The following is a 26,283-nucleotide window of genomic DNA, read 5'->3' on the forward strand; positions in this document are numbered from 1 at the left end:
ATGAAGTACCTTTTATTTTTTACGATGTTTTGTGTTGCGTCTTGTACTCAAGAGGTCAAGCAGGAAGAAACGATTGATTTTAACAACACGGAAAGACAAAAATCCCCAGTATCCCTGTATGTACTCGGCACCGTTCAGGATGGTGGAAGCCCTCATATTGGTTGCCAAAAAAAATGCTGTTCAACACTTTTTAAAAATCCCAATCCCAACAGAAAAGTTGTATCCCTTGGGGTGATTGACCACGAACACAATAAATCCTTTTTGTTCGAGGCCACTCCAGACATGACTTCGCAGTTACAACTTTTATCCACCTTTTCGTCCGAAATTGGAATCATGCCCAACGGTATTTTTTTGACCCATGCCCATATTGGACACTATACGGGATTGATGTACCTAGGAAGAGAAGCCTTGGGTGCAAAGAGCGTCCCGGTGCATGCAATGCCCAGAATGAAGCAATTTTTGGAAACCAATGGTCCATGGAATCAGTTGGTCGCGCTTAACAACATTACTATAAATCCTTTGGCAAATCAAAAAGCTATACGGATTACACCGAACATAAAAGTTGAACCGTTCACTGTGCCCCATCGGGATGAATACTCAGAGACTGTAGGTTACAAGATTTCCGGACCAAAAAAATCAGTTTTGTTCATTCCTGATATTGATAAGTGGTCTAAATGGGAAAAAGATATAATTCAAGAAACCCAAAAGGTGGATGTGGCCTTTTTGGATGCTTCTTTTTATAACGGTGAAGAAATAAATGCACGCGATATCAATGAGATTCCTCACCCCTTCGTCGTGGAAAGCTTGAAGCTTTTTGGTGCACTTCCGGACCAGGAGAAAGCAAAAATCCATTTTATTCATTTTAATCATACCAATGCGTTGCTGAATCAAGACAGCGAAGCGTCTTCAACAGTAAGAAGACAGGGCTTTAAAATTGCAACCTTCCTTCAACATATTGACTTGTAATGCCTTTTCCTCTTTTACGGATGAAGTAAGCAATGTGGACCAAACACGTCTAAGACACCATAAAAACACTGAAAATATCATGAAAACAATCAATTTATCACTTTTGACTGTCCTAAGCTTTGTCTTATTGTATTCTTGTGGAGAACGGGCTCAGAACAAGGAAACAGCCCCTGAACCTAAGGCAAAAATCGAATCAAAAGTACCAATATATGACACCAATGACCCAAAGACCATTTTGGCATCCATTGAATATGCCCATGGCGGATGGGGAAATCTTTGGAAAAAACATGATGTGGAGTATGAATATAACTATAATTATCCCACCGAGGGCAAATCAGATGTATCCATAGAACGTTATATTTTTGGTACGGAAGAGTCGTTCGCAAAATACTCCCGTCATGAAATCAACGTTATGCCCAATGCGGAAGGAGAGGTTATTCAATTCTTTGATGGTAACCAAACGGTTATTTACCACAACGGAAAGGAAATCCAAGATGCCACGCATTTGGACATGGCCGATTTTTTAAGAAGGACGAACTATTATTGGTTTACAATGCCGTACAAACTGAACGACAAAGCGGCGAAGGCCAAGTATTTAGGCAAGGAAGAATATAATGGCATAGCGTATGACAAAGTTGAGGTTTCCTATGATGCTGCCATTACGGGAAAGGAACAGAATGATGTTTACATTATATTGGTCAATCCAAAGACCAAACTGATCGATCGTTTCTATTTTTCGATACCGTTCTTTGGTGTGGATGACCCGGTCATTGCCGCCAATTATGAATACGAAAAAATTGAGGGTCAACTTATTGCCACCAAGCGGTCCTATTTTTTGCCCAGTGAAGCAGGCTACCCGGAAGAACCCGGTACGGTGCAGACATTGACTAAAATAAAATTCAACAATGGCTTTACCGTTGACAATATTATGGAATAAGACATTTTTTTAAAAACTCCGTAAACAAAAACCCCGGCGTAGGCCGGGGTTTTTTCGCACTAATACTACTAAGATGTTAGGTTCAACGTAAGCGATCAACAGATTTTACAAGATCTTCATCCTTTTTGATGGCCCTGTTCGCCAGGACCAGAAAAACGATAGAAAATACAGGAATCAGCATCCCAATACCCTTCTCAGAAATAACACTTTCTCCGGATAAGCTTAGCGATCGGTAAACGAAAAATCCTAGTAAAAAAAGATTCAATATGATGTTCAATCTGTTCATCACAAATTGATTTTGTCTGTTTTTGTACAAAAAAATAGTAATAAGGGCCAATGCAGCCGATACGTAAAACGCTACACTGATGCCCAACTCACTCTCCGCAAATATTTTTGCTCCTTCAACATCAATCCAAATATACAATACGAACGGAAGCAGCCCTGCCAATAGGGCCACAATTACCAAAAAAAACGTTTGGATACGTTGAATCATTGTACTATTTGATTTCAAAATGCAAAAATAGTCGTCTTTTTGATAAAACTACCCTTGTTCTTGAAAAATAATTTGTATACTTGTGGCGTTATTAGTTAAGCTCTTACCTAGGAAAATCTTTCCTCCAGTAGTTACCAAATAACGGTTTACTTCAATATCTAGTTTATACAAGTCTAACTTATTCCATTATTTAATGTTCGAGATTTCAGATCTAAAAGCTAAGAAGCTTCCTGAGTTGCAAGAAATTGCCAAAACCCTCAATGTTCCCAAATTCAAATCCTTAAAAAAATTGGACTTGGTCTACCAAATACTTGATTTGCAGGCGTCGAATCCAAAAGCCGTCATCAAAGGGACTTCATCGGATTCCCAAGAGAATGGTTCACCAAAACCACAAAGGACTGGGACCCCAACACCAACACCAACACCAAAAAAGGAAACTCCTGTCAACCAAGAAAAGTCTATGGACAAAGCTCCAGAAAACAAAAAGGAAAACACGGGTAATCCACCCAGCAAGCGGGAACACAAGCCAAAAAATCAAAATACCCATAGAAGAAGCACCCAAAATCAAAAAAGCAACACTTATGACAAGAAAAGCAGCAATTTTGATAAGGATTTAAAAAATAGGTACAAGGAGCCTGAGTACGAGTTTGACAGCATTATAGAAAGTGAAGGAGTGTTGGATATCATGCAGGACGGCTATGGATTTCTGCGTTCTTCGGACTATAATTACCTCTCATCTCCAGATGATATTTATGTATCACAATCACAGATCAGACTTTTTGGGCTAAAATCGGGCGATACCATTTTAGGAAACATCAGGCCTCCTAAAGAAGGGGAAAAGTATTTTCCACTTATTAAAGTGAACAAAATTAACGGCTTGGACCCCCAAGTGGTAAGGGATAGGGTCGCCTTTGAGCACTTGACACCCTTGTTCCCAAAAGAAAAATTCAAATTGGCCGAAAGACAGAGCACCATTTCCACAAGAATCATAGACTTGTTCTCACCAATAGGCAAAGGACAACGCGGTATGATTGTTTCCCAGCCCAAAACGGGTAAGACCATGCTCCTCAAGGACATCGCCAATGCCATTGCCGCAAACCATCCTGAGGTTTATCAAATTATACTTTTGATTGATGAGCGACCTGAAGAAGTTACCGATATGCAACGTAATGTGCGTGGTGAGGTGGTAGCTTCTACCTTTGACAAGGAAGCAACAGAGCATGTAAGGGTGGCGAACATCGTCTTGGAAAAGGCCAAGCGTTTGGTAGAATGTGGCCATGACGTGGTAATTCTGTTGGATTCCATTACCCGATTGGCAAGAGCCTACAATACGGTACAACCCGCTTCTGGTAAGGTTTTGAGTGGAGGTGTAGATGCCAATGCCCTACACAAGCCAAAACGTTTCTTCGGGGCGGCACGAAATATTGAAAATGGTGGGTCACTTTCGATCATTGCCACGGCTTTGACAGAAACAGGTTCCAAAATGGATGAGGTTATATTTGAGGAATTCAAAGGTACCGGAAACATGGAACTTCAGTTGGATCGTAGAATTTCCAACCGCAGAATTTTCCCTGCCATCGACCTTATTTCTTCCTCTACGCGAAGAGATGATTTATTATTGGATGAGAATACCATTCAACGTATGTGGATCATGCGCAAATATTTGGCAGACATGAACCCGATTGAAGCCATGGAATTCATGGAGCAGCGCATAAAACAGACCAAAAGCAACGAAGAATTCCTTATGACGATGAGTCAATGATTTTTCTGGATATATACCATATTCAAAAACCCTTTGCAGCATTGTAAAGGGTTTTTTATTGAACCATTTTGAAGAAAAAACATATCTTTAAAATAGTTTCCCGAAATACAAACCTTAAAACACTTACAAAATGAACAAAACCAGAACTTTAACGTCCATTTTAATTGGCGTTTTTTTACTTATGTTGGGAGCTTGCCAGCCCGCTCAAAAAAAAGAAGATTCTTCCGAAACTGAAGTTGAGGAAAAACAAGAAAGGGTGAAAGCTCCTGAGCAAATAATATCGCTAGAGGAATCCAAATCTCTTTATGACAATTACACCCGAAAAAGAGTGGACTTAATACAGGATTTTGAAACCCAACAAGATCCTGACAGCAAATTTGAAGCATCGCGATTTACTGCTTTTGATTATGCCACCATTAAACAATACATCGCCTTCATTGAGCAAGAAGCTGATTCCGCGGGTGTTGACATCTCATCCCTACGTTTTTATTTTGGCAATTATCCGAATAAAGAAAAATTTCCTGATGGAAAAAGAGTTGTTCATCCCAGACAAAATTCCATTTTCATTGTACCCACCATTAATGTAGATGGGCAAGATTTTGGGTTTTATATTGGTAAAGATGGTAAGGCCCAACTCATCAAAGATGCTGTTGCCGAAAAAGGAATGGGCAGCACACAAAGCCAGGGGCAAAAATCGTATGCCAGTTTTGCTCCCAATTTTTCCACAGCTGCGACACAGACTGCCGGACAGAGTCTAAACCTAAACCGTGGAAGCTCAAGTCCACCGCCACCAGGTGATTTTTAATAACCGATGGACGCAGAAATCTTTACCATACTAAGGGAGCATTATTTTATACCCTTTTATCTTTTAGCTTGGATTGTATCGGTAGTGACCTATCGGAAATTTTTTGATACCGTTTTAAAGTATTTTCCGGTTTTCATCGCCTACACCTTTTTTACGGAATTATTGGGATATTTTATCAAATATCACGAAGAGTTTCAGTTCTTTTCAGATGAGCGGTATTCATGGCGCAACATTATTATTTATAATATCTATCAGCTGATCACTTTTCTTTTTTTCTATTGGGTGTATTGGAAAACACTTAAGTCGAAAAAACACAAAAAATGGTTGAAATATGGAGTTGGTGCTGTACTGGTGAGCTATGTGATAAGTCTGTTCTTTCAAAATCCCTTTTATATTAGCCTTTATTATGCTGATATAGTGGGTGCCTTGGTTTTAATTATGTGTATTCTTTTCTATTTTAAAGAAAAGAAAGAAGAAAAAAATCCGTACCCGCAGAGTTATAACCTTTTATATTGGGTAAGTATCGCAACTTTTATCTTTTATTTATTGGCTCCTTATGTTTTGCTGATTGGATTCGTTAGATATGATATTTGGACCATGTATGATTTACATTCCGTTTTGGTTGCGCTCATATTGCTTATGTATACACTTTTCATAATAGGAATGTTCATGGGAAAAAGAAAGGCCTTTCGATAAATAATCCACAAGCATAATATAAAAGCGCCCCAAAAATTGGGGCGCTTTTATATTGTATTGTTACGGCCAGATCACATAGCTGCAACCTTGCTCATCAATTTGCTCTTTAAATTGGCAGCTTTGTTATTATGGATGATATTCTTTTTGGCCAATTTATCAATCATGCCAACAACAGTGGGCAACAAAGCTTCAGCAGCTTTTTTATCCTCTTCGTTTCGCAATTTTTTGATGGCATTACGAACGGTTTTGTGTTGGTATCTATTACGCAAACGTACCGCTTCGTTTCTTCTAATTCTTTTTAATGCTGACTTATGATTTGCCATTACCTTAGTTTAACTTTCTAACTTAATTTGTAGCCCGTAGGGGAATCGAACCCCTGTTACCAGGATGAAAACCTGGCGTCCTAACCCCTAGACGAACGGGCCGTTATTTCAAAATAACAATCAAAAAGCCAAAAATTGGCTTCTTGGTTGGACTTGTAGCCCGTAGGGGAATCGAACCCCTGTTACCAGGATGAAAACCTGGCGTCCTAACCCCTAGACGAACGGGCCATAAGGCTGCACAATTGCGGATGCAAAAATACAACTATTTTTAAGTCTTGCAACAGTAAATTTTATTTTTTGAACCTGTTTAGTAGGCCTTTGCAAACAATACCCTTTGGCTCGACTGTTTTCCAGTGACCATACACTTTCCTGCTTCTTTTTCAACATTTAAAGGAATACAACGTATAGTGGCTTTGGTCTCTTCCTTAATCTTATCCTCAGTTTCCTTAGTGCCATCCCAATGGGCGGAAACAAATCCTCCCTTTTCATCTATGATTCGCTTGAATTCATCATAACTATCCACCTCGGTGATATGGTCATTTCTAAAATCCAAGGCTTTTTTATAAATATTCTCCTGAATCTCTTCAAGCAAACCCTTTATCTTGTCCAGTACCTCTTCAGCAGGCACCAATTCCTTCTGCAACGTATCCCTTCGTGCCACTTCGTAGGTACCGTTTTCAAGATCACGTTGACCAACAGCTATGCGAACAGGCACACCTTTTAACTCATATTCGTTGAATTTAAATCCTGGTTTGTGGGTATCCCGCTTATCATATTTTACCGATATTCCTTTAGTCCGCAATGCCTTCACCAGTGGCTCGACCTTTTCACTTATTTTATCCAACTGTTCCAGTCCTTTATAAATAGGAACTATGACCACTTGAATGGGGGCCAGATTTGGTGGAAGCACCAATCCATTATCATCACTATGGGTCATTACCAAGGCGCCCATTAACCTTGTTGACACGCCCCAGGATGTTGCCCAAACATACTCCTGCTTTCCTTCCTTATTGGCAAACTTGACGTCAAAAGCTTTGGCAAAGTTCTGGCCCAAAAAGTGTGAAGTCCCAGCTTGCAGGGCTTTTCCATCTTGCATTAAAGCCTCTATACAATAGGTTTCCTCAGCCCCTGCAAAACGCTCACTTTCGGTTTTGGTCCCCTTAATAACAGGTACTCCCATATAGTCTTCAGCAAATTCAGCATATACATGCATCATTTGTTCCGCCTCTTCCAAAGCTTCTTGCCTTGTGGCATGGGCCGTATGGCCTTCTTGCCACAAAAACTCGGTTGTCCGCAAGAACAAGCGTGTACGCATTTCCCAACGCACCACGTTGGCCCATTGATTGATCATAATGGGAAGATCTCGATACGATTGTACCCATTTTCTGTAGGTATCCCATATAATGGTCTCAGAGGTGGGTCTAACAATAAGTTCTTCTTCCAATTTTGCATCCTCATCAACCACAATGCCGCTACCATCCTCAGCACTTTTTAATCTATAATGGGTAACAACGGCACATTCTTTTGCAAAACCTTCAACATGACTGGCCTCTTTGCTCAAATAGGATTTTGGAATGAACAACGGGAAGTAGGCATTCTCATGACCTGTTTCCTTGAACATTTTGTCCAACTGGGCCTGCATCTTTTCCCAAATGGCAAATCCATAAGGTTTGATGACCATACAGCCTCTAACACCCGAGTTTTCGGCTAAATCCGACTTTACAACAAGTTCATTATACCATTTGGAATAATCCTCGCTTCGACTTGTCAATTTTTTACCCATCTACTATAGTTTGGCACAAAACTTGTGACTTTGTTAGGAAAATAATTGGGTAAAACTAATTATTTTTAATATGTCCAACAATAAAAATTGCGTGATGATAAAGTCTGTACCCCGCCCAAAATTTCTAACCACATGCACTATATCGATTGTTGCCTTGTTATTGGCTTCATGCGGTTCGTACCAACAAGCATCTTATTATGATGATGATGATGGCATTTATTCCAGTCGTGAACCTGTTGCCCGTGTAGAGAAAAAATCTGCGGAGGCCTTAAGGATTCAAGAAAGGGAAAGTGACCTCTATGGTGATTATTTTGGTCAAAAGGCTGAAGAATACGGTGAAATTTTAGATGAAGAAATATTTACAGATATAGACAGTTATTCCAGTAATGTTGAAAATGACAGCATTCCATTGGGTGAACAGACAGATTACTTCGCCAATAACAACACCTATTTAGGAAATCCAGGTTGGGGTGACAATCCCACCAACCTAACCATCAATGTTTATGACAACTGGGGCTGGGGAGGTCTCGGTTGGGGATGGAACGACCCATGGTTATGGAACGGCTGGGGCTGGGGAGGTCTCGGTTGGGGATGGGGTTGGAACAATTGGGGCTGGGGAGGCCTTGGTTGGGGCTGGGGTTGGAACAACCCATGGAGATGGAACCGCTGGGGCTGGGGAGGCCTTGGTTGGGGATGGGGTTGGAATAATTGGGGCTGGGCCGGATACCGTGGCTGGGGAGGCTACTACGGAGGACGTTATGGCTTCAATAGAGGTCGAAGAGGTTATGCAGGCAACATCATACCGGGAACAGCTTTAAGAGGACGTTCCAATCTTGCCTCAAGGACCAGTAGATACTCATCGCGATATGCAACCAACAGAGGACGTTCCAACCTGGGCAGAAGCACCGCAACGGGAAGAAGTTCCAGAACATATAGAAGTGGAACCACCGCAAGAAGGTCTGTAAGTGCAGATGCCATTGAAAGAAACAGAAATTACAGAACAAGCAGAAGTAATCGTGTTTCTCCATATTCAAGTAGATCAAGAAATTATCGTTCCTATGGCACAACGCCCTCATCCAGAAACAGGGGAACATACCGCAGTGGTAGAAGCGGCACCTATCAGAGAAACGGGAATATAAATAGAGGTTCCTCTTCTAGATATAACTCATCTGGAAGAAGCACCAGAAGCTACCGGTCTTCCGGACAATCTGCTCCAAGTAGAGGCAATTACAGTCGATCCTCTCGTAGTTCAAGAAGCTCAGGGAGTTACAGAGGTAGCTCTAGAAGTTCAAGGAGCAGTGGATATCGCAGTTCTGGTGGTTCGCGAAGCATGAGAAGCTCTGGTGGTTCCAGGTCATCGGGTGGACGATCTTCAGGTAGAGGTGGCAGAAGTGGTGGAAGACGCTAAATCCTAAAATAACATAGTTCATACAAAATCAAACAAAATGAAAAGAATCTCAACTTTCATAATGATATTGGCATGTGTTTATGCAAGTGCCCAGACTATTGACGACGTTTTGCGATACAGCTCCGAAAATATTTTAGGAACGGCAAGATATCAGGCTATGGGAGGCGCTTTCGGGGCTTTAGGCGGCGATTTGTCTTCCCTTAACGTTAATCCAGCAGGTTCTGCAGTGTTCAATTTCAGCGAATTGACCATCTCCGGTTCCAACTACAACAGGAACAATGATGCCTTATTTGGAAATACGCTACGAAATACGGAAATAAATTCGGTAGAACTGAACCAAGTAGGTGGGGTACTGATATTCAAATCGAACGATAGCGATTGGAAAAAAATTGCCTTAGCGTTCAACTACGATATGGTGCAAAATTTTGACAACGAATTTTTCGCTGCCGGAAATACATCACAAGGTATTGACAACTACTTTCTAAACTTTGCCCAAGGGCAGCAATTGGGTCCGCTTAGGGTTCAACAAGGTGAATTTATAGAAGATGCCTATTTGGATATTGGTGCTTCCCTAGGTTTTGGTGCCCAACAGGCCTTTTTGGGCTTTCAATCCGGCATTATTGAGCCAACAGAAGATGACGATGCCAATACCTCCTACTTCAGCAATGCAGAGTATGGCAATGTAAACCAAGAATACCTACAAAGCACCTCGGGCTACAACAACAGATTTACATTGAATTTTGCCGGACAATACCAAGAAAACCTTTATCTGGGTGCTTCACTGAATTTCCACAATGTGTTTTATGATAGAATAACACTGTTCGACGAAAACGGATACAATCAAGATTCACCCGTCCAATTCACAACTTTCGACAATTTTTTGCGAACAGATGGCTATGGATTTTCATTCAGTTTGGGAGCTATTGCCAAGTTGAACGACAATATTCGAGTGGGAGGAAGTTATCAATCGCCCACTTGGTATGAACTTACCGATGACACTTCACAAAGAATCAATTCTTCTTTGGCAGTTTCCGATATCAATTTCATCGACTTTGGGGTGGTAAACCTTTTTGAAGAATATCGTATTAAGACCCCTGCCAAACTCACCGGGAGTGTTGCTGTTATTTTCGGAAAGGATGGCCTATTGAGTTTTGACTATGGCTACCAAGACATGTCTCAGGCCGAACTGCGCCCTACCGCAGACCCTAGTTTTGCTAATGAAAATGAGTTCATAGCCAATCAATTGGGTGCCGTTAATACTTTTAGGGTTGGTGGAGAAATCCGATTTGATGAAGTAAGTCTTCGTGGAGGTTACCGATATGAGGAAAGTCCTTATGAAAGTGGAGACATCATTGGAGACCTCAATGGTTTTTCGGGTGGAGTTGGATATAGTTTTGGGGGTAGCCGATTGGATTTGGCCTTTAGCAGGACCGAACAAGATGTTAATTCCTTTTTCTTTGATTCAGGAATAGACAACTCAGCCTTGGTTAATCAAATCAATACCCAGATAACTTTGGGATACACCATAAAGTTTTAAACAAAAAGAAATAGATAAGGAGAGAGGTCGGAATGTTTCCGGCCTTTTTTATCGAACCAACGAAAAATGTCTTCGTACCGAACGTGCTACCAAAACGCCTTGGTCATCCCGTTCATAATCCAAACGAAACCAATAATCGGATGAAGGCAATTCTCTGCCATTGAACGTTCCATCCCAACCAGAAGCATCGTCCAACTGTTTTAACAACTTCCCAAACCGATCAAAAATGAACACAACGGGATTATCGAGCGTTTCAATGCCCAACACATTCCAGTTGTCGTGGATTCCATCCCCATTCGGGGTAAAAAATTTTGGATAGCCAACCACCAAAAACTCGATAGGTTCGGTGGTACCACAACCGTTTTTGTCATTAATTATAACCGTATTGATTCCAGGGGGCACATCAAGGAACACAGGGTCGTCTTGAAACTCTCCGCCATTAATGGCATATTCCAAGTCCCCATCACCTAAAGGTACAATCTCAATATTATAAGGATCAGTTTGATCACTGTTGGCCAAATCATCTATAATGCGTACCTCATCCAACTCAGGCACCCCATAAAAAGTAATCAGAATATCATCGGTTATTGTATTTCCAAATGTAGATTCGATGGTTACTCGATAGCGTCCCGAATTTGGACTGGTAACGGTCAATTCGGTCTGGCCTGCTCCAGTTGCCAAAACAGTTTCATACGTTCCATCATCATCAGCATCCAACTCCCAGGTAATATTTGCAATATTAGGACCAACCGGTGAATTGAGTGCACTCAATACGATATCGGGATCTCCCTCACAGGCAATAATGTCCAAGCCCAAAAATTCGTCCCGCAAAGTACAGTCCAAAGCATTGTCTTGATCTTCTTCCACGGAATTTCCTGTAAAAGTTAGTATAAAGGATTCTGGGTCACCATCAAAATTGGTGTTATAGTTGTTGATGAATAAGTAGTAGATTTCTCCAGCGATAACATCCAACCATTCGTCATACGTGTTTTGGCTCCCAACAACAAAAGGTGCTCCTTCTCTCCCATCCACAGGATTTATCCCTATTCCAGTAAAATTGGTATCGTTCACTTCATAGTTGCACCGAATCGGTTGGGCGGTGCCATCACCTACAATACCGCAGAAATTTTGTCCCGAGGTTTGGTCAAAAGGCCCATACAGGGCAAAGTCCCATTCCGAAGTAACTATGCCTCCAGGAACAATGGGAAGAGCCTCAATATCAAATCCTATTTGACCATCGGTTCCTGCCCGGAATACGTACCAAGCAGAATTGTTTTCCAAATTGGCAGAGCTAACACTGCCTTTTTCCAAACAACCTGATTCTGTGATTACCTCTGGGTCGAAATCATCGATATCTCCACCTCCATCGGTAGTACCCAATATGGGCGCATCGGCACAAACGGGAATCGCCGTCCTACAATCTGGCGAGTTTTGGGCTTTCAGTTCAGTAAAAAACAGGAAAACAAAGCAGATTGCGCAACATAGGGCTCTCATGAGGTTTTGGGGCTAAGGGTTATGCAATAATCTAACTCATATAACTCTTCAAAATCCCTTTTTAGTATGCTTCATCGGAAAAAACATGCCACTAATCGATAAAATGCATTTTTATATCATCGACGCAGTGAAAAATGGCTCTGCAAATATTTGGCAAATACCCTATTGCCGTCATTGTCCAAATAGGAAAGCTTAAACCAATAATCGGTGGAAGGTAAGGGCTGACCATTGAAATTTCCGTCCCAACCCAAGTTGAATTCGGTCATTTGGGCAATCAGTTTTCCATACCGATCATAAATCGTGACAACAGGTGAATTCAGTGCAGAAAGTCCTTCTATATGCCAGCTTTCGTTAAGCACATCCCCATTGGGCGAAAATATTGCCGGAAATCCAACAACTACAATTTCTTCAACGATTTCGCCACAACCGTTGGAATCACGGATGGTCAAGGTATGTACACCAGCAGGCACATCTTCTAAAACATTACTTGACTGAAAAGCTCCATCATTTAATTGATATTCATAGTCTCCCTCCTCAACGGTCTGTACGGTTATGGTATTACTGGGTTTGAAGTCGTCGATGATTATTTCTGAAATGGCCGGAAGCCTGGATGTATTGACCGTGATTGTCCTACTGGCCTCACATAAAATGCCTTGTGAGGCATTGCTCACGGTCAATGTATATTCACCTTCTTGTGAAACCGTTATAGTTGGCGTATTCTCTCCTGTATTCCAGCTATAACTAAAATTGGTATTGGGTAAGGTCTCCCCTATCACCACTCCTCCAGAACCTTCGCAATAGGTTACCTCATCCTCAAAACTAAGCACTGGTGTTTCAATTGCGGTCAGGAGAAAGCTTTGTGAGGCATCGTAACAATTCGGATTTGCCAATGATGTGGTCCTAACATAAATCGTTTCTTGACCCGTGTTCTTTACATATTGCTTTGGTAACGGATCATTTCCCAATGAGGCATCAGTTTGTGAGGCATGATAACTTATGATGAGCTCTTGCGGATTTTGAGCACCAAGCGCTTCCCAATCCTTCGTTCCCAGATCAAAAAGTTGTCCAGGGTTATGACAAAAATTCTCGTCGGACACTGTGGCGGTTATCGGCGTTGTATTGAATCCCACTTGAACATCACTGATGATGTTTCCTGTGGCCGTGGTCACCAATACACGGTACAACCCTGAATTCGATACGTTCAATGTCGGACTGATTTCTCCAGAAATATTTTGAAAACCACTTCCATTGTCCAAATACCATTCATAAGCCATCGCCCCTGCAATTGAAGCATCCAATACCACGATGTCATTTTCACAAGCGGCAATAGGAGGCCCTAAAAGGTTGTTCACTATGGAGCAATCCAATGCGCTATTGGGATTCATGGTCCAAATATCTCCCGTAAACTGAATGGAAAAGCCAGAATTAGCACTACTAAAATTGTTGATGAACAGCACATAATCTTCTCCTGCACTTACCTGCAGCCAGTCCTCATAGTGCACGGAATTCAAGTCCCCTGTGGGGTCCTCACCTACCCCGATGAAGCTTTTTCCTTCACTGTTATCAAAAAAGTTACATCGAATGGGGTCACCCAAATTATTACAATCGCTGGTTCGATATAAAGCAAAATCCCAGTCTTCTGAACTATCGTGGCCAATATTGAATCCCAATTGACCCGATGCTGCTGTTCTAAACTGATACCATGCTGAATTGGACTCAATGCTTCCCGAAGTGGTCTGTTCCAGGCATCCGCTGGACGAAACACCGTTAAAATCATCACTCCCGAAGCCCGTAGACCCGCCATTGATAGGGGTATTGCTACAAATAGGGACAGCATTACCACAATCAAAGGTAACCTGCGAATACACCGCCGGACAAAACAAGAAAACCAGCAAGGATTTGACCAAGAATTTCACGGTATGAGATTGATAAATTTTGGGTAAGGTAAAAATACCGTATGCCATGCCTTAACAATAATTTATGTTGTCAAACAACGCCTGGAAGATGTTAAATAGGGCATTAATGTATATCTTTGCGTTCTTGAAGCAAAAGCAATGAAACTAGAACGGGCATTGGAAGAACAGCAAGAAGAAAGGGGAAACGATCATGTTGGGTCGTCAACAGAAACCCCTTTGCGAAAAGATGCATTTGTACTGAGCGACGAAGAGAAAATTGAGCGAATTCAAAATAGTGTTCGGGAAATAATGCTTACCCTTGGCCTTGACTTGGATGATGACAGTCTTGGAGGAACACCAAAACGGGTCGCGAAAATGTACGTAGAGGAAATATTTGGAGGATTACACCCAAAAAGAAGACCCAAACCATCCACTTTTGAGAACAAGTACAAATATGGCGAAATGTTGGTGGAGAAAAACATTGTGGTCTACTCCACTTGCGAGCACCATTTGCTTCCAATAGTTGGCCGTGCCCATATCGCCTATATATCCAATGGAACCGTAGTAGGGCTTTCAAAAATGAACCGTATAGTCGATTACTTTGCCAAGCGCCCACAGGTTCAGGAAAGAATGAACATTCAAATCGTAAAAGAACTGCAACAGGTGCTGGGCACCGAAGATGTTGCGTGTGTTATCGATGCAAAACATCTCTGCGTAAATTCAAGGGGAATACGCGATATTGAAAGTAGTACGGTCACCGCGGAATATGGTGGCAAGTTCAAAAATGAGGCCACCAGAAGAGAGTTTTTGGACTACATCAATCTTGATACCGAGTTTTAATCGAGTTTTTTCATGCAATTGTACAAGAACCAAAACCTTAGAGTACACAATTCACTTTCAGGAAAAAAAGAGGTTTTTGAGCCCATTAATGAAGGCTATGTAGGCATGTATGTCTGCGGACCCACGGTATACAGCAATGTACATTTAGGGAACTGTCGCACCTTCATGTCCTTTGATATGATATTTCGATACCTCAAGCATTTGGGTTATAAGGTTCGCTACGTGCGAAACATCACCGATGCGGGACACTTGGAGAATGATGCCGACGAGGGCGAGGACAAAATCGCCAAAAAGGCAAAGCTGGAGAAAATAGAACCCATGGAAGTGGTACAACGCTATACCGTGGATTTTCACAATACCCTCCAGAAGTTCAACCTGCAGCCTCCAAGTATCGAACCTACAGCAACGGGCCATATTATTGAGCAAATAGGAATCATCAAAGAAATTCTTGACAAGGGATACGCCTATGAGGCCAACGGCTCTGTTTATTTTGACGTGGTCAAGTTCAACGAACAGAACGAATACGGCAAACTGAGCGGCAGAAAATTGGAAGACATGATCGCCAATACCCGAGAACTCACCGCCCAAGACGAAAAAAAGAATCCACAAGACTTCGCCCTTTGGAAAAGAGCTGAGCCCCAACATATCATGCGATGGCCATCGCCCTGGGGTGACGGTTTTCCAGGATGGCATTTGGAATGCACGGCCATGAGCACCAAATACCTAGGGGAACATTTTGATATTCATGGAGGAGGAATGGACCTAAAGTTCCCCCATCATGAATGTGAGATTGCCCAGGCCGAAGCCAGCACAGGAAAAACGCCTGTCAAATACTGGTTGCATGCCAACATGCTGACATTGAACGGAAAAAAAATGTCCAAGTCCACTGGAAACAACATTTATCCGGCAGAAATCATTAGTGGCGACAATGACATCCTAAGCAAAGCCTATGCACCTTCAGTGGTTCGATTTTTTATGATGCAGGCACACTATACGAGCATACTTGACCTTAGTGATGACGCCCTGCAAGCCTCTGAAAAAGGATACCAACGCCTGATGGAAGCCATGGGAAATTTGGATAGCCTCAAGACAACGGACAAATCAGATTTTGATGTCGATACTTGGCAACAAAACTGTTATGATGCGATGAACGATGATTTCAACACCCCTGTCCTTATCGCCCATCTTTTTGACGCCGTGAAACACATCAACCTCATCAAGGAAGACAAGGAAAAGATTACCAAGGAGGACAAGGCCCTATTGCAAAACACGTTGGAATCTTTTGTTTATTATGTGCTGGGCCTTGAAGACCAATCAGCTGGAAAAGACGATTCCAAAATTCTTACTGGCGTTATGGAGTTATTGATAAGCTTGCGTAATCAAGCTCGGGCCAACAAAGATTTTGACACCTCCGACAAAATACGGGATGAACTGAATGCCTTAGGCGTGCAAATCAAGGATGGCAAGGATGGAACCACATTCACGATAAATTAAAACCATGAAAAATGGGGATCAAACTGGCTCCTCCGGGTTTAGAAAAATTCTTATTGCTCCCTTCGTCTTTTTGGTAAGGGTCTATCAACTCCTTATCTCACCCTACACCCCATCAACCTGTAGGTACTCCCCGACCTGTTCCACATACACCTTGGAAGCACTAAAAAAACACGGCCTTTTTAAAGGGGGTTGGTTGTCCATCAAACGAATCTTTAGCTGTAATCCTTGGGGTGGCAGCGGATATGACCCTGTTCCTTAGAAAGTTCAAAATCAAAGATCAAAAATCAAGTATAACCCAAACTCGAGGTCAAGGTTTAAGTATTTCCAACCATATACCAACTCGTACCTTCATGCCCTTTCATCCTTCACCTTTCACCTTTCACCCCTAACTATTAACTTCCCAACTCCTAACATCTAAATAATTATCTTAGTCCAAAATTTTACCGAATGTATTTTCTTGGCTTTGATTGGAACCCAGAAGGAACACTGTTCAAATTGGGGTTTATACAGATAAAGTACTACAACTTGCTATGGATAGCGGCCTTTGTTTTTGGTTGGTTCATTATGAAACGAATCTTCCTGAACGAAAAAAAATCCATGGATAAATTGGATTCCTTGTTTATTTATGCCGTAGTTTCCATTATGTTGGGAGCACGTCTCGGTCATGTGTTCTTCTATGATTGGGACTATTACCAAAACCATTTGCTGGAAATTTTGCTTCCCATTCGTGAAAGTCAGGGTGGCAATCTGTTCGGAATTATTAACGGATATGAGTTTACAGGTTTTACAGGGTTGGCGAGCCATGGGGCCACCATTGCCGCTATTATTGGGGTTTGGCTCTACTGTCGAAAATGGGAAGATATTAACATGTTGTGGATATTGGACCGCACGGTAGTCCCTACAGCGATAGGTGCGGCTCTTGTGCGTTTAGGAAATTTTTTTAACTCCGAAATCAATGGCAAAGTGGTGGACAAGTCCTATTTTTTGGCCACTCGATTCATCCGTGATTCGGACGACATGCCTGCCTACAAAGCTATGGCGTTGACCAAAGAAAATACAGAGAACGCCGCTTATAAAGCCATTCAGCACAATCCTGAATTCGCCAATATTTTAGAATCCATCCCCTATAGGCATCCCGCACAGTTGTATGAGGCCATTTGCTATGTTTTTGTCTTCGCAGCTTTGTATCTACTGTATTGGAAGACGGGTAAAAAAGACAAAACCGGATATCTCTTTGGGCTTTTTATGGTTCTGTTGTTCACGGTTCGCTTTTTCGTGGAGTTCTTTAAGAAGAGCCAAGGTGGATTTGAGGAGTCACTCGGTCTGCTTTCAACGGGACAATGGTTGAGCCTTCCTATGATTGCAATAGGGCTTTATTTTATGTTCAGGCCTCAAACCCAAAAAGCTTGATTTTATGAAAAGGTTGATGACACTGTTTGTCTTTCTATTTGTTTTGATGTTGGCTTCATGCAAAACAGAGAACAAGAAAGAAATTAAGACAGAGACCATTTCCTTCACCAAAGAGGGTGATTTGACCATCTTTCAGTCTGAAACAGATTCCATCATCACCAAGTTTGACATTGAAGTCGCTGAATCGGAATACGAAACCCAAACTGGGTTGATGTATCGCCAATCCATGGACCAGAACCAAGCCATGTTGTTTATTTTTCCCGATGTTGAAGTGCATTCGTTCTACATGAAAAACACCGAGTTCCCTTTGGACATCATATACATTGACGAAAACCTCCGCATTGCCAGCTTTCAAAAAAATGCCCAACCTTTTGATGAAACTGGACTTTCTTCCCAAGTTCCCGTAAAATATGTGTTGGAAATCAATGCTGGACTTTCAGATAGCATAGGATTACAAGTAGGGGACAGCATAGCATTCACTAAAAAATAATGTCCAAATATCTTCTTCGCAACGAAACCTCGGAACGGTTGCTTTTTCGAAAATTGGAAACTACTGACTTTGATGAGTGGTTGCCCTTTTACCATGACCCAAAATCCACCCAATTCTGGGAGGGGTTGCCAAAAGATCCAGAACAAGCATGCCAAGAACAATTTGACCGCATTTTTGAACGCTATAAAAAAGACCTCGGAGGTATGAATGCACTAATCTCCAAAGAGTCAAAAAAAATGGTCGGAATCTGTGGCTTGTTGGTACAGGAAGTGGATGGATTGGAAGAACTGGAAATAGGCTATTCCATCCTATCCCAATATCGGTTGCAAGGATTTGCCTTGGAGGCTGCGGCAAAATGTAAGCAATACGCTTTTGGCAACGGTTTTGCCCCTTCGTTGATCTCCATAATCCATGTGGACAATGTTCCTTCTCAAAAAGTGGCCATCAGAAATGGGATGCATCTGGATAAAATAACAACTTACAAGGATAATCCAGTTCACATTTTTAGGGTAAATGCAAGATAATCTGTATTTTCCGTAAGCACGTACATATTCCAAAGCATGGCCAAAATCAAGCACATTGCCATCCTGATCAACAATACCTCAAAGACCCAAAAGTTGGTGCAGCAGTTCTTGAAAAACCACCCTGTGCCAGGTTGTGAAACGCTATACCATAAGAAAGGAATGCTATTTGCCCGATCTGAAATAGAGCGGTTTATGGATGAGGAGGAAAGGCATGACATTAAGATTTTGACCCAACATATGCGACAACCGCTCAAAACCATGAGCAGTGGCGAACAAAAAAAAGCCTTGCTAAAGTATCTCATGCGACAGGACCCAAATTTTTTGGTACTCATCAATCCATTTGACAATCTCGATGCAGAATCACAATCCAGCTTTCGGAGAGAACTGAACAACATTTCCAAATCGAAGACTCTGGTGCAAGTGGTTAGCCGGTTAGATGATATATTGCCCATGACCACAGATTTCTTTAAACTAGATGGTTCTGATCTAATTTCCTATCCTTCTCCCGAATCTTTTTGGAAAGAAAATAGGCACGATTCCATTGCATTTTCAGGAAGCATTCCGCCGCCTATGAAAAGGGCCAACCCAACTCAACCTGAATTGGTCTCCTTTAACAATGTGTCGGTAAGTTTTGACGGTCGGAAAGTCTTGGATGGCATTACTTGGACCATTAAGCAAGGGGAGTTTTGGCAATTGATGGGACCCAATGGGAGTGGTAAAACCACCCTGCTATCCATGATTACTGGGGATAGTCATAAAGGTTACGGACAGGATTTGACCTTGTTTGGAAGAAAAAAAGGAAGTGGCGAAAGTGTATGGGACCTCAAGGAAAAAATTGGCTACTTTACCCCAGCCATGATGGACAAGTTTAGAGGCTACCACACCCTCGAAAACATGATCATTTCTGGATTGCACGACTCCATTGGGCTTTACATTCAACCCACGGATGTTGAAAAAAAACTGGCCCGGCAATGGCTGAATCTCTTACAGCTAACGAACAGAAAAGATGATCTGTTCAAAAGTTTGACCTCTGGAGAAAAAAGGTTGGTGATGACGGCAAGAGCTATGATCAAACATCCGCCTTTACTTATTTTGGACGAACCCACAGCCGGTCTGGACGATACGAGTGCTACTTTTTTTATAGCTCTGGTCAATAAAATTGCCAATGAAAGCGATACGGCGATTGTTTATGTTTCGCATAGAAATGAGACTGGGCTAAATCCCCAATACAATTACATATTGGATATGAAAGAAACGGGCTCAGCTGGAAAAGTGGAAATTTTAGAAAACTGCTGAAGCCTAATCTGCCAAAGTGCATGAATTAAGGTTTTCTTAATCTGTGTGGTCCTTCGTTTTTTGTTATCTTCAAGCAATCCGTAAAAAAAGCCGTTCAACCATGCAAAAAATCAATGTAAAACCGGGAGCCAAAATAGAAGATTATAAAGCCTATGGATCCCTTTACTCCTCCGTTCTGGATTTTCTGGAACAATCAAAAAATTCTGTCGAAGCAATTAAGGGTCGAACCGTTTGGATGATCAACTCAACAGCCATTGGAGGCGGGGTTGCCGAAATGCTTCCCAGCCAAATGCGGATTCTTCGCGAGCTAGGAGTATCCATAGAATGGTTGGTCATTGAAGCCAAGGAAAATGCCTTTTTTGACTTGACCAAACGCATCCACAATGCAATTCATGGAAGTGGTAACGGGGTTTTTACGGACGAAGACCGTCAAGTGTATGAGGCAGTGAATCAACAAAACCTTTCAAAAGCACTGGAGTTGATCAATGATGATGACATTGTGGTGGTGCACGATCCCCAGCCCATGCCCCTGGCAGCAATGATCAAAAAGGAAAAAGACGTTTCTATAATTTGGCGATGCCATATAGGTTTGGAGGAAGATACCGAGGTTACCGATGCGGTTTGGAAATTCTTGAGTCCATATTCTGATGATTATGATCATTTTGTGTTCAGTTTACCCGCTTACGTTCCAAAATCCTTAAGAAAGAAGGCATCCATAATTCCGCCGGCTATAGATCCACTTAGTCATAAAAACAGGGCGCTGCAAATACATAAGTGCATTGGCATCTTGTATCAGTCGGGAATTATGAAAGACCACAAAGCCATCTTGTATCATAGATATAAGCATTTGGTACGGAGAGTGCTACCGAATGGTGATTTTGGAAATGTCAATGAACAAAAGGATTTGGATTTTCTCTACCGTCCTGTGGTGACGGAAATTTCCCGTTGGGACCGCCTTAAAGGTTTTAAGGAGTTGATGCAGGCCTTTATTAAGATGAAACTGGACAACCAAAAAAATGGCGACCCCAACAGTTTAGAGTACAAGCGTATTGAAATGACGCTTTTAGTGATGGCCGGACCAGATCCTGCCTTTGTTTCTGACGACCCTGAGGGAGATGAGGTTCTGAAAGAACTCACCGAAGCCTATCAAAAAGTGGACAGCGCCCTACAAAACGATATTGCCATTTTATTGTTGCCTTTGGACAATCCTAAAGAAAACGCCTTAATCGTGAATGCAATCCAAAGATCATCCAGTATCATCGTCCAAAATTCCATTCAAGAAGGGTTTGGTTTAACTGCCACCGAAGCCATGTGGAAGAGAAAGCCTATCTTGGTGTCCGGTGCAGCAGGATTGAAGTACCAAGTGAAACATAACAAATCAGGAATAATCAATGAAGATCCAAAAGACATCGATAGTTTATCGAAAACGTTGGCTTTTATGCTCAATAATCCCAAAGAGCGTGATAAATGGAGTTTTAATGGCCAAATTAGGGTCATACAAAACTTTACCCTGTTCAGTCAATTGATTTTATGGCTGGAAGTATTGGCCAAAAACAAATAGAACTGATGAAGCGAGAGGAAGTTTTGGAACTTTATCGAAACGTGATTGCCAAAAATTCCAATTTTGAGCTTAAGGGTAAGTCCATGCCCTATACCTCGGCCAACGGACACATGTTTTCGCAACTCAATAAGGATGGCGAACTGGGAATACGACTCTCCAAAACCGATACTTCGGCTTTCGATACCAAATACGGGGCAAAGCCTTTTACTTCATATGGCGCGGTTATGAAAGAATATGTGTTGGTTCCTGAGGTTTTGTTTACTGAACCTGATACCCTCGGATTTTATCTCCAAAAGGGATACGAGTATGTAATGTCACTACCACCAAAATAAAATGACTGCCCAAGGACAGCCATTTACTTTATTTTCAAAACTTGTTGTTACGCCGTAACAGCAGCTGTTATCTTCTTCTTTAAGCTATCGAACATAATTGGAGTAGCGATAAATACCGAAGAATACGTACCCACCAAAACTCCCACAATCATAGCGAACATAAACCCTCTTAAACTTTCTCCGCCAAAGGTGAAGATGGCCAAGAGTACAATCAAAGTGGTCAGGGAAGTATTCAACGTACGGCTAAGGGTACTGTTCAATGCCAAGTTGATATTTTCTCCAGCTTTCCACCCCTTTAAACCCACAATTTCCCGAATACGGTCGAATACAACCACCGTATCATTAAGGGAATAACCGATTACCGTCAATATAGCTGCAATAAATGCTTGGTCAATCTCCATATTGAAAGGCATGATCTTTCCGGTTAGGGAAAAGATACCCAATACAATCATTACATCGTGGAACACAGCTACCACAGCCCCCAAAGAGAACTGCCATCTTCTAAATCGCAATAAAATATATAGGAAAACGACGGCCAAGGAACCGATAATGGCCAAAAAGGCGTTGTTTTTGATATCATCCGCAATAGTTGGTCCTACTTTTACAGATTGAAGGATACCAATGGACTTTTCTGATGCACCTACCGTGAAATCTTCAAAAGAAGTTCCGTCTGGTAAGTATTTTTGAAGTGACGTGTATAGTTTATTTTGAATTTCATTATCCACCTCAATACCTTCCACTTCCACTTTATATGGAGTGGTCACTTTTATTTGGTTTGCATCCCCAAAAGTCTTCACATTGGTTCCACTTCCAAAAACAGTGTTCAATTCGGAAGCAATCTCAGAAGGGCTTACCGCATTCTCAAACCGTATTTGATAGGAACGTCCACCGACAAAATCAACGCCTTGTTGAAGCCCCGTAGTGAACAATGAAAATATGCCCACGCCTACCAAAATGGCAGAGATTACGTAGGCAATTTTTCTTTTCCCCAAGAAATTGATATTCAAATTCTTGAAAAGGTTTTTCGTAATCGAAGTTGAAAAATCCAAGCTTCTACCCTTCTTGCTCAAGTAGGTATCCACCATAAGTCGAGTCACAAAAATAGCAGTGAACAAGGAGGTGACGATACCAATCAATAAAGTAGTGGCAAATCCTTTAATTGGACCCGAACCAAAAATGAATAGGATAATCGCAGTAAGTCCTGTTGTGATATTGGCATCCAAAATGGAAGATAATGCATTGCTGAAACCATCGGCCACAGCTTGTGCTTTACCCTTACCCCGTACCAGTTCTTCTTTAATTCGTTCGAAAATAAGCACGTTGGCATCCACCGACATACCTATGGTCAATACTATACCTGCAATACCGGGCAGGGTCAATACCGCACCCAAACTTGTCAGAACGCCAAAAATTAAAAGGATGTTGAACACCAAAGCGATGTCTGCAAAGATTCCCGCTTTTCCATAATAGAAAATCATCCACAGCAATACAAAGGCCATTGCAATCAAGAAAGACATAAAGCCACTATCAATGGCCTCCTGACCCAAGGAAGGGCCAACTACTTCTGACTGAATAATTTCTGCAGATGCAGGCAATTTACCTGCACGTAAAACATTGGCGATATCTTTGGTTTCGTTTATGGTAAAAGTCCCAGTAATTTCAGAACGGCCACCAGAAATAGGTCCCGAGGAAACGCCAGGAGCGGTGTACACTTTGTTATCCAAAACAATGGCAATACCTGTTTGATTGGTATAGGCATCCCCTGTAAGCTTTTCCCATTCTTTGGCCCCACGTGTATTCATGGTCATGCTTACGGCAGGCTTGTTGAACTGATCAAATGTATCTTGGGCATCGGAGACCACATCGCCACTTATACGGGGCTCTCCTTCCCTATTTGATTTTAAGGCATACAATTCAGCCACTTCTGAATCTTTGGCTGGTCTTTCCCAAAGAAATTTGGTGAATTGTACATCGTTGGAAAGTAATCTTCGAATTTCCGGCATACGCAAGTAGCCGCCAATCTCTGCGGTATCAGTTACCAAGGCCCTTGCAATGGCATGACTGCCAGGGTTTGCCGGTATCAGTTTGCCCAACAATGGATTTGTTTCCGTTGCCACGTCCAAAGAATCTTGGGCCACATCGGAAAGCAGGGAGTCTATTTCGGATTCCGGCTTTGTTACTTCTTCCTCTTCTTCAACCGGTTCCAAAATCTCTTTCAATCTTTCATTGGCATTGACCATGAAAGCACCCAAATTTTGATTGCTTTGCGGATAGGTTTCCCAAAACTCCAATTGCGCTGTGCTTGATAGTAATTCCTGTGCTCTGGCAATATCCCTAGCGCCAGGTAACTCCACCAAAATACGTCCTGAATTTCCCTCTCTCTGGATGTTGGGCTGTGTTACACCAAAACCGTCGATACGCTCTCGAAGTACTTCAAATGCAGAAACAATCGATTCATCAATCTTTCTTCTGATGATGGGCTTAACCTCATCATCGGTCATTTGAAAGTTAATATCGTCGCTCAATCCCTTATTCGCAAAAATATCTGGAGAGGCCAACTTCGTTTCCCCCTTTATGTTGTCAAAAGCATCGAAGAAAAGCTCCAAATAGGTTTCATCACTATTCTTTGAAGCATTATCTGCATCGGCCAATGCTCTGTTGAAAACTGGGTTTTTGGTATTGTTCGCCAGACCCTTCAAAATATCCTTAACGGAAATCTGTAGGGTTACGTTGATTCCACCCTTAAGGTCAAGACCCTTGTTCAACTCTTTTGTTTTGGCATCTTCATAGCTAGTGAAGCCCAGCACAGGATTGTCTGCAATGGAATCCAAGTACGATGCCTCTAAAGCCTCGCGCTTTGCCACATAATCTTCCTCTGCTTCCGAAATTTGGTTGACGGCGTATACTTCAGCATCTTTTTCCAACTTACTTGTTATGAAAGTATAGGATAGTTGGTAGATACTTACCAAACCAAAAAGGAGCGCAAAAAGCCTTATAAGTCCTTTATTTTGCATTGATTATTAAATTTTTAGAAGTTTTCTTAAACAGCGTGCAAATATATCATTTCCGATAAGATTTGCCAATAGAAATTGATGGAATTGCAAGGTCTGCGATTCTTGGGGAGTGTTAAAACAAAATTGTCATTTCGAATTCAAAGAATCGGAAATCTTTATTATGGGATTTCTCGCTTTGCTCGAAATGACAATTGGTAACTGTTTTCCGGTATTATAGCTGAAGTAGTCCGTTGGTGTTTTTAACCCCTTTGGCACTTTCTTTCATTTTGGTTTTTTCGGCATCGCTAAGTTCGATTTCAACCACTTTTTCAATACCATTTTTACCCAAAATGACCGGCACGCCTATGCAAATGTCGTCCAATCCAAATTCTCCCTCTAACAAGGTGGAGCACGGGAACATCTTCTTCTGGTCACAGGCAATGGCCTGAACCAATCCGGAAACTGCGGCTCCTGGAGCATACCAAGCACTGGTACCCAACAATTTGGTCAATGTGGCACCGCCTACCTTGGTTTCCTCTACCACCCATTTCATTTTATCCTCTGGAAGAAATTCAGAAACTTTCACACTATTCCTGGTAGCATGCCTAATCAATGGAACCATACCAGTATCGCTGTGTCCACCTATCACCATACCGTCAACGTCAGAAATGGGTGCTCCCAAGGCTTCAGCCAGTCGGTATTTGAACCGGGCACTGTCCAAAGCACCTCCCATACCAATAATTCTATGTTTTGGGATATCTGTGGTTTTATGAACCAAGTAAGTCATAGTATCCATAGGGTTACTTACCACAATGATAATGGCATTCGGGGAATGCTTCAACAAATTGGAAGAAACATCTTTAACTATTCCTGCATTGATTCCTATAAGTTCCTCCCGGGTCATCCCTGGTTTCCTGGGAATTCCTGAGGTGATTACCGCAATATCGCTATTGGCTGTTTTCGAATAATCGCTGGTACTTCCGGTAATTTTGGTGTCGAAGCCATTGAGTGATGCCGTTTGCATCAAATCCATGGCCTTACCTTCAGCATATCCTTCTTTTATATCCAGTAAAACAACTTCGGAAGCAAAATTTTTCATTGCTATGTACTCGGCACAGCTTGCTCCAACTGCACCTGCTCCTACTACGGTGACTTTCATTTTTATGGGTTTTAATTTTAGTGGATCAAAAATAAGGCATTTGGGGCAGAAAAAACCTGACATTTGGCATTTTAGGGCATTCAAT

23 protein-coding genes and 2 tRNA genes are annotated in these 26,283 nt (G+C 41.9%); 16 read left to right on the forward strand and 9 right to left on the reverse strand.

The window, feature by feature from the left end; all coding sequences use genetic code 11:
* Together GTQ34_RS14050 and GTQ34_RS14055 are read left to right on the forward strand one after the other, a co-directional pair.
* Positions 1–966, forward strand: a complete 966-nt coding sequence (locus GTQ34_RS14050; protein ID WP_166524450.1) for an MBL fold metallo-hydrolase — start codon at positions 1–3, stop codon at positions 964–966.
* A 79-nt stretch (positions 967–1,045) separates the two neighbouring features.
* Complete coding sequence (locus GTQ34_RS14055; RefSeq protein WP_166524451.1) at positions 1,046–1,903, forward strand: DUF6503 family protein; 858 nt, start codon at positions 1,046–1,048, stop codon at positions 1,901–1,903.
* 82 nt (positions 1,904–1,985) lie between these two features.
* Here the strand turns inward: GTQ34_RS14055 and GTQ34_RS14060 are convergent, their stop codons facing one another.
* Complete coding sequence (locus GTQ34_RS14060) at positions 1,986–2,396, reverse strand: DUF4293 domain-containing protein (RefSeq protein WP_166524452.1); 411 nt, start codon at positions 2,394–2,396, stop codon at positions 1,986–1,988.
* Positions 2,397–2,589: 193 nt separating this feature from the next.
* Here GTQ34_RS14060 and rho point away from each other — a divergent pair, with 193 nt between their 5' ends.
* From rho to GTQ34_RS14075, 3 genes are all read left to right on the forward strand, one after another.
* Positions 2,590–4,158, forward strand: coding sequence for a transcription termination factor Rho (gene rho, locus GTQ34_RS14065; RefSeq protein WP_166524453.1), 1,569 nt, complete (start codon positions 2,590–2,592; stop codon positions 4,156–4,158).
* A gap of 130 nt (positions 4,159–4,288) precedes the next feature.
* Entirely contained in the window at positions 4,289–4,963 is a 675-nt protein-coding gene (locus tag GTQ34_RS14070; protein WP_166524454.1) for a hypothetical protein, read from the forward strand.
* Positions 4,964–4,969: 6 nt separating this feature from the next.
* Positions 4,970–5,659 carry a hypothetical protein gene (locus tag GTQ34_RS14075; RefSeq protein WP_166524455.1) on the forward strand — a complete coding sequence of 230 codons (690 nt, stop codon included), beginning with the start codon at positions 4,970–4,972 and terminating at the stop codon, positions 5,657–5,659.
* 71 nt (positions 5,660–5,730) lie between these two features.
* On the opposite strand, the gene rpsT is transcribed toward GTQ34_RS14075, so the two are convergent.
* The 4 genes from rpsT to proS all read right to left on the reverse strand — a co-directional run bounded on the left by rpsT (position 5,731) and on the right by proS (position 7,765).
* Positions 5,731–5,982, reverse strand: coding sequence for a 30S ribosomal protein S20 (gene rpsT / locus GTQ34_RS14080; protein ID WP_166524456.1), 252 nt, complete (start codon positions 5,980–5,982; stop codon positions 5,731–5,733).
* Positions 5,983–6,012: 30 nt separating this feature from the next.
* Positions 6,013–6,084 (reverse strand) — tRNA-Glu (locus GTQ34_RS14085).
* Positions 6,085–6,138: 54 nt separating this feature from the next.
* Positions 6,139–6,210 (reverse strand) — tRNA-Glu (locus GTQ34_RS14090).
* Positions 6,211–6,289: 79 nt separating this feature from the next.
* Entirely contained in the window at positions 6,290–7,765 is a 1,476-nt protein-coding gene (proS, locus tag GTQ34_RS14095) for a proline--tRNA ligase (protein WP_166524457.1), read from the reverse strand.
* Between the two features lie 94 nt (positions 7,766–7,859).
* Between proS and GTQ34_RS14100 the strand changes: the two genes are divergently transcribed.
* Positions 7,860–9,173 (forward strand): hypothetical protein, encoded by a 1,314-nt coding sequence (locus tag GTQ34_RS14100; RefSeq protein WP_166524458.1) that lies wholly within the window; start codon positions 7,860–7,862, stop codon positions 9,171–9,173.
* A 37-nt stretch (positions 9,174–9,210) separates the two neighbouring features.
* A complete protein-coding gene (locus tag GTQ34_RS14105; RefSeq protein WP_166524459.1) occupies positions 9,211–10,710 on the forward strand; it encodes an OmpP1/FadL family transporter in 1,500 nt (499 codons plus the stop codon).
* Positions 10,711–10,758: 48 nt separating this feature from the next.
* Here GTQ34_RS14105 and GTQ34_RS14110 read toward each other — a convergent pair whose 3' ends face one another.
* Both GTQ34_RS14110 and GTQ34_RS14115 read right to left on the reverse strand, forming a co-directional pair.
* Entirely contained in the window at positions 10,759–12,204 is a 1,446-nt protein-coding gene (locus GTQ34_RS14110) for a T9SS type B sorting domain-containing protein (RefSeq protein WP_166524460.1), read from the reverse strand.
* A gap of 116 nt (positions 12,205–12,320) precedes the next feature.
* The gene (locus GTQ34_RS14115; protein ID WP_166524461.1) at positions 12,321–14,168 is read right to left on the reverse strand and encodes a T9SS type B sorting domain-containing protein; all 1,848 of its coding nucleotides are present in this window, start codon (positions 14,166–14,168) and stop codon (positions 12,321–12,323) included.
* Between the two features lie 90 nt (positions 14,169–14,258).
* Here GTQ34_RS14115 and folE point away from each other — a divergent pair, with 90 nt between their 5' ends.
* The 9 genes from folE (at position 14,259) to GTQ34_RS14160 (ending at position 22,046) form a co-directional block, all read left to right on the forward strand.
* Complete coding sequence (gene folE, locus GTQ34_RS14120) at positions 14,259–14,939, forward strand: GTP cyclohydrolase I FolE (protein ID WP_166524462.1); 681 nt, start codon at positions 14,259–14,261, stop codon at positions 14,937–14,939.
* A 12-nt stretch (positions 14,940–14,951) separates the two neighbouring features.
* Entirely contained in the window at positions 14,952–16,433 is a 1,482-nt protein-coding gene (cysS, locus tag GTQ34_RS14125; RefSeq protein WP_166524463.1) for a cysteine--tRNA ligase, read from the forward strand.
* Between the two features lie 4 nt (positions 16,434–16,437).
* Positions 16,438–16,692 (forward strand): membrane protein insertion efficiency factor YidD, encoded by a 255-nt coding sequence (gene yidD, locus GTQ34_RS14130; protein ID WP_166524464.1) that lies wholly within the window; start codon positions 16,438–16,440, stop codon positions 16,690–16,692.
* A gap of 188 nt (positions 16,693–16,880) precedes the next feature.
* Positions 16,881–17,843, forward strand: a complete 963-nt coding sequence (gene lgt, locus GTQ34_RS14135; protein WP_166524465.1) for a prolipoprotein diacylglyceryl transferase — start codon at positions 16,881–16,883, stop codon at positions 17,841–17,843.
* A 4-nt stretch (positions 17,844–17,847) separates the two neighbouring features.
* The gene (locus GTQ34_RS14140) at positions 17,848–18,333 is read left to right on the forward strand and encodes a DUF192 domain-containing protein (protein ID WP_166524466.1); all 486 of its coding nucleotides are present in this window, start codon (positions 17,848–17,850) and stop codon (positions 18,331–18,333) included.
* The gene (locus GTQ34_RS14145) at positions 18,333–18,857 is read left to right on the forward strand and encodes a GNAT family N-acetyltransferase (protein WP_166524467.1); all 525 of its coding nucleotides are present in this window, start codon (positions 18,333–18,335) and stop codon (positions 18,855–18,857) included. The genes GTQ34_RS14140 and GTQ34_RS14145 overlap by 1 nt, the downstream gene beginning before the upstream one ends.
* A gap of 36 nt (positions 18,858–18,893) precedes the next feature.
* Positions 18,894–20,153 carry an ATP-binding cassette domain-containing protein gene (locus GTQ34_RS14150; RefSeq protein ID WP_166524468.1) on the forward strand — a complete coding sequence of 420 codons (1,260 nt, stop codon included), beginning with the start codon at positions 18,894–18,896 and terminating at the stop codon, positions 20,151–20,153.
* Between the two features lie 100 nt (positions 20,154–20,253).
* Positions 20,254–21,714 (forward strand): glycosyltransferase, encoded by a 1,461-nt coding sequence (locus tag GTQ34_RS14155; protein WP_166524469.1) that lies wholly within the window; start codon positions 20,254–20,256, stop codon positions 21,712–21,714.
* A gap of 5 nt (positions 21,715–21,719) precedes the next feature.
* On the forward strand, positions 21,720–22,046 hold the full coding sequence (locus GTQ34_RS14160; RefSeq protein WP_166524470.1) for a hypothetical protein: 327 nt from the start codon (positions 21,720–21,722) through the stop codon (positions 22,044–22,046).
* A 47-nt stretch (positions 22,047–22,093) separates the two neighbouring features.
* Here GTQ34_RS14160 and secDF read toward each other — a convergent pair whose 3' ends face one another.
* Complete coding sequence (secDF, locus tag GTQ34_RS14165; RefSeq protein WP_166524471.1) at positions 22,094–25,060, reverse strand: protein translocase subunit SecDF; 2,967 nt, start codon at positions 25,058–25,060, stop codon at positions 22,094–22,096.
* Positions 25,061–25,271: 211 nt separating this feature from the next.
* Complete coding sequence (gene mdh, locus GTQ34_RS14170; RefSeq protein WP_166524472.1) at positions 25,272–26,198, reverse strand: malate dehydrogenase; 927 nt, start codon at positions 26,196–26,198, stop codon at positions 25,272–25,274.
* Between the last annotated feature and the right edge of the window lie 85 nt (positions 26,199–26,283).

Source organism: Flagellimonas ochracea, assembly GCF_009903685.1.
Taxonomy (GTDB): domain Bacteria; phylum Bacteroidota; class Bacteroidia; order Flavobacteriales; family Flavobacteriaceae; genus Flagellimonas; species Flagellimonas ochracea.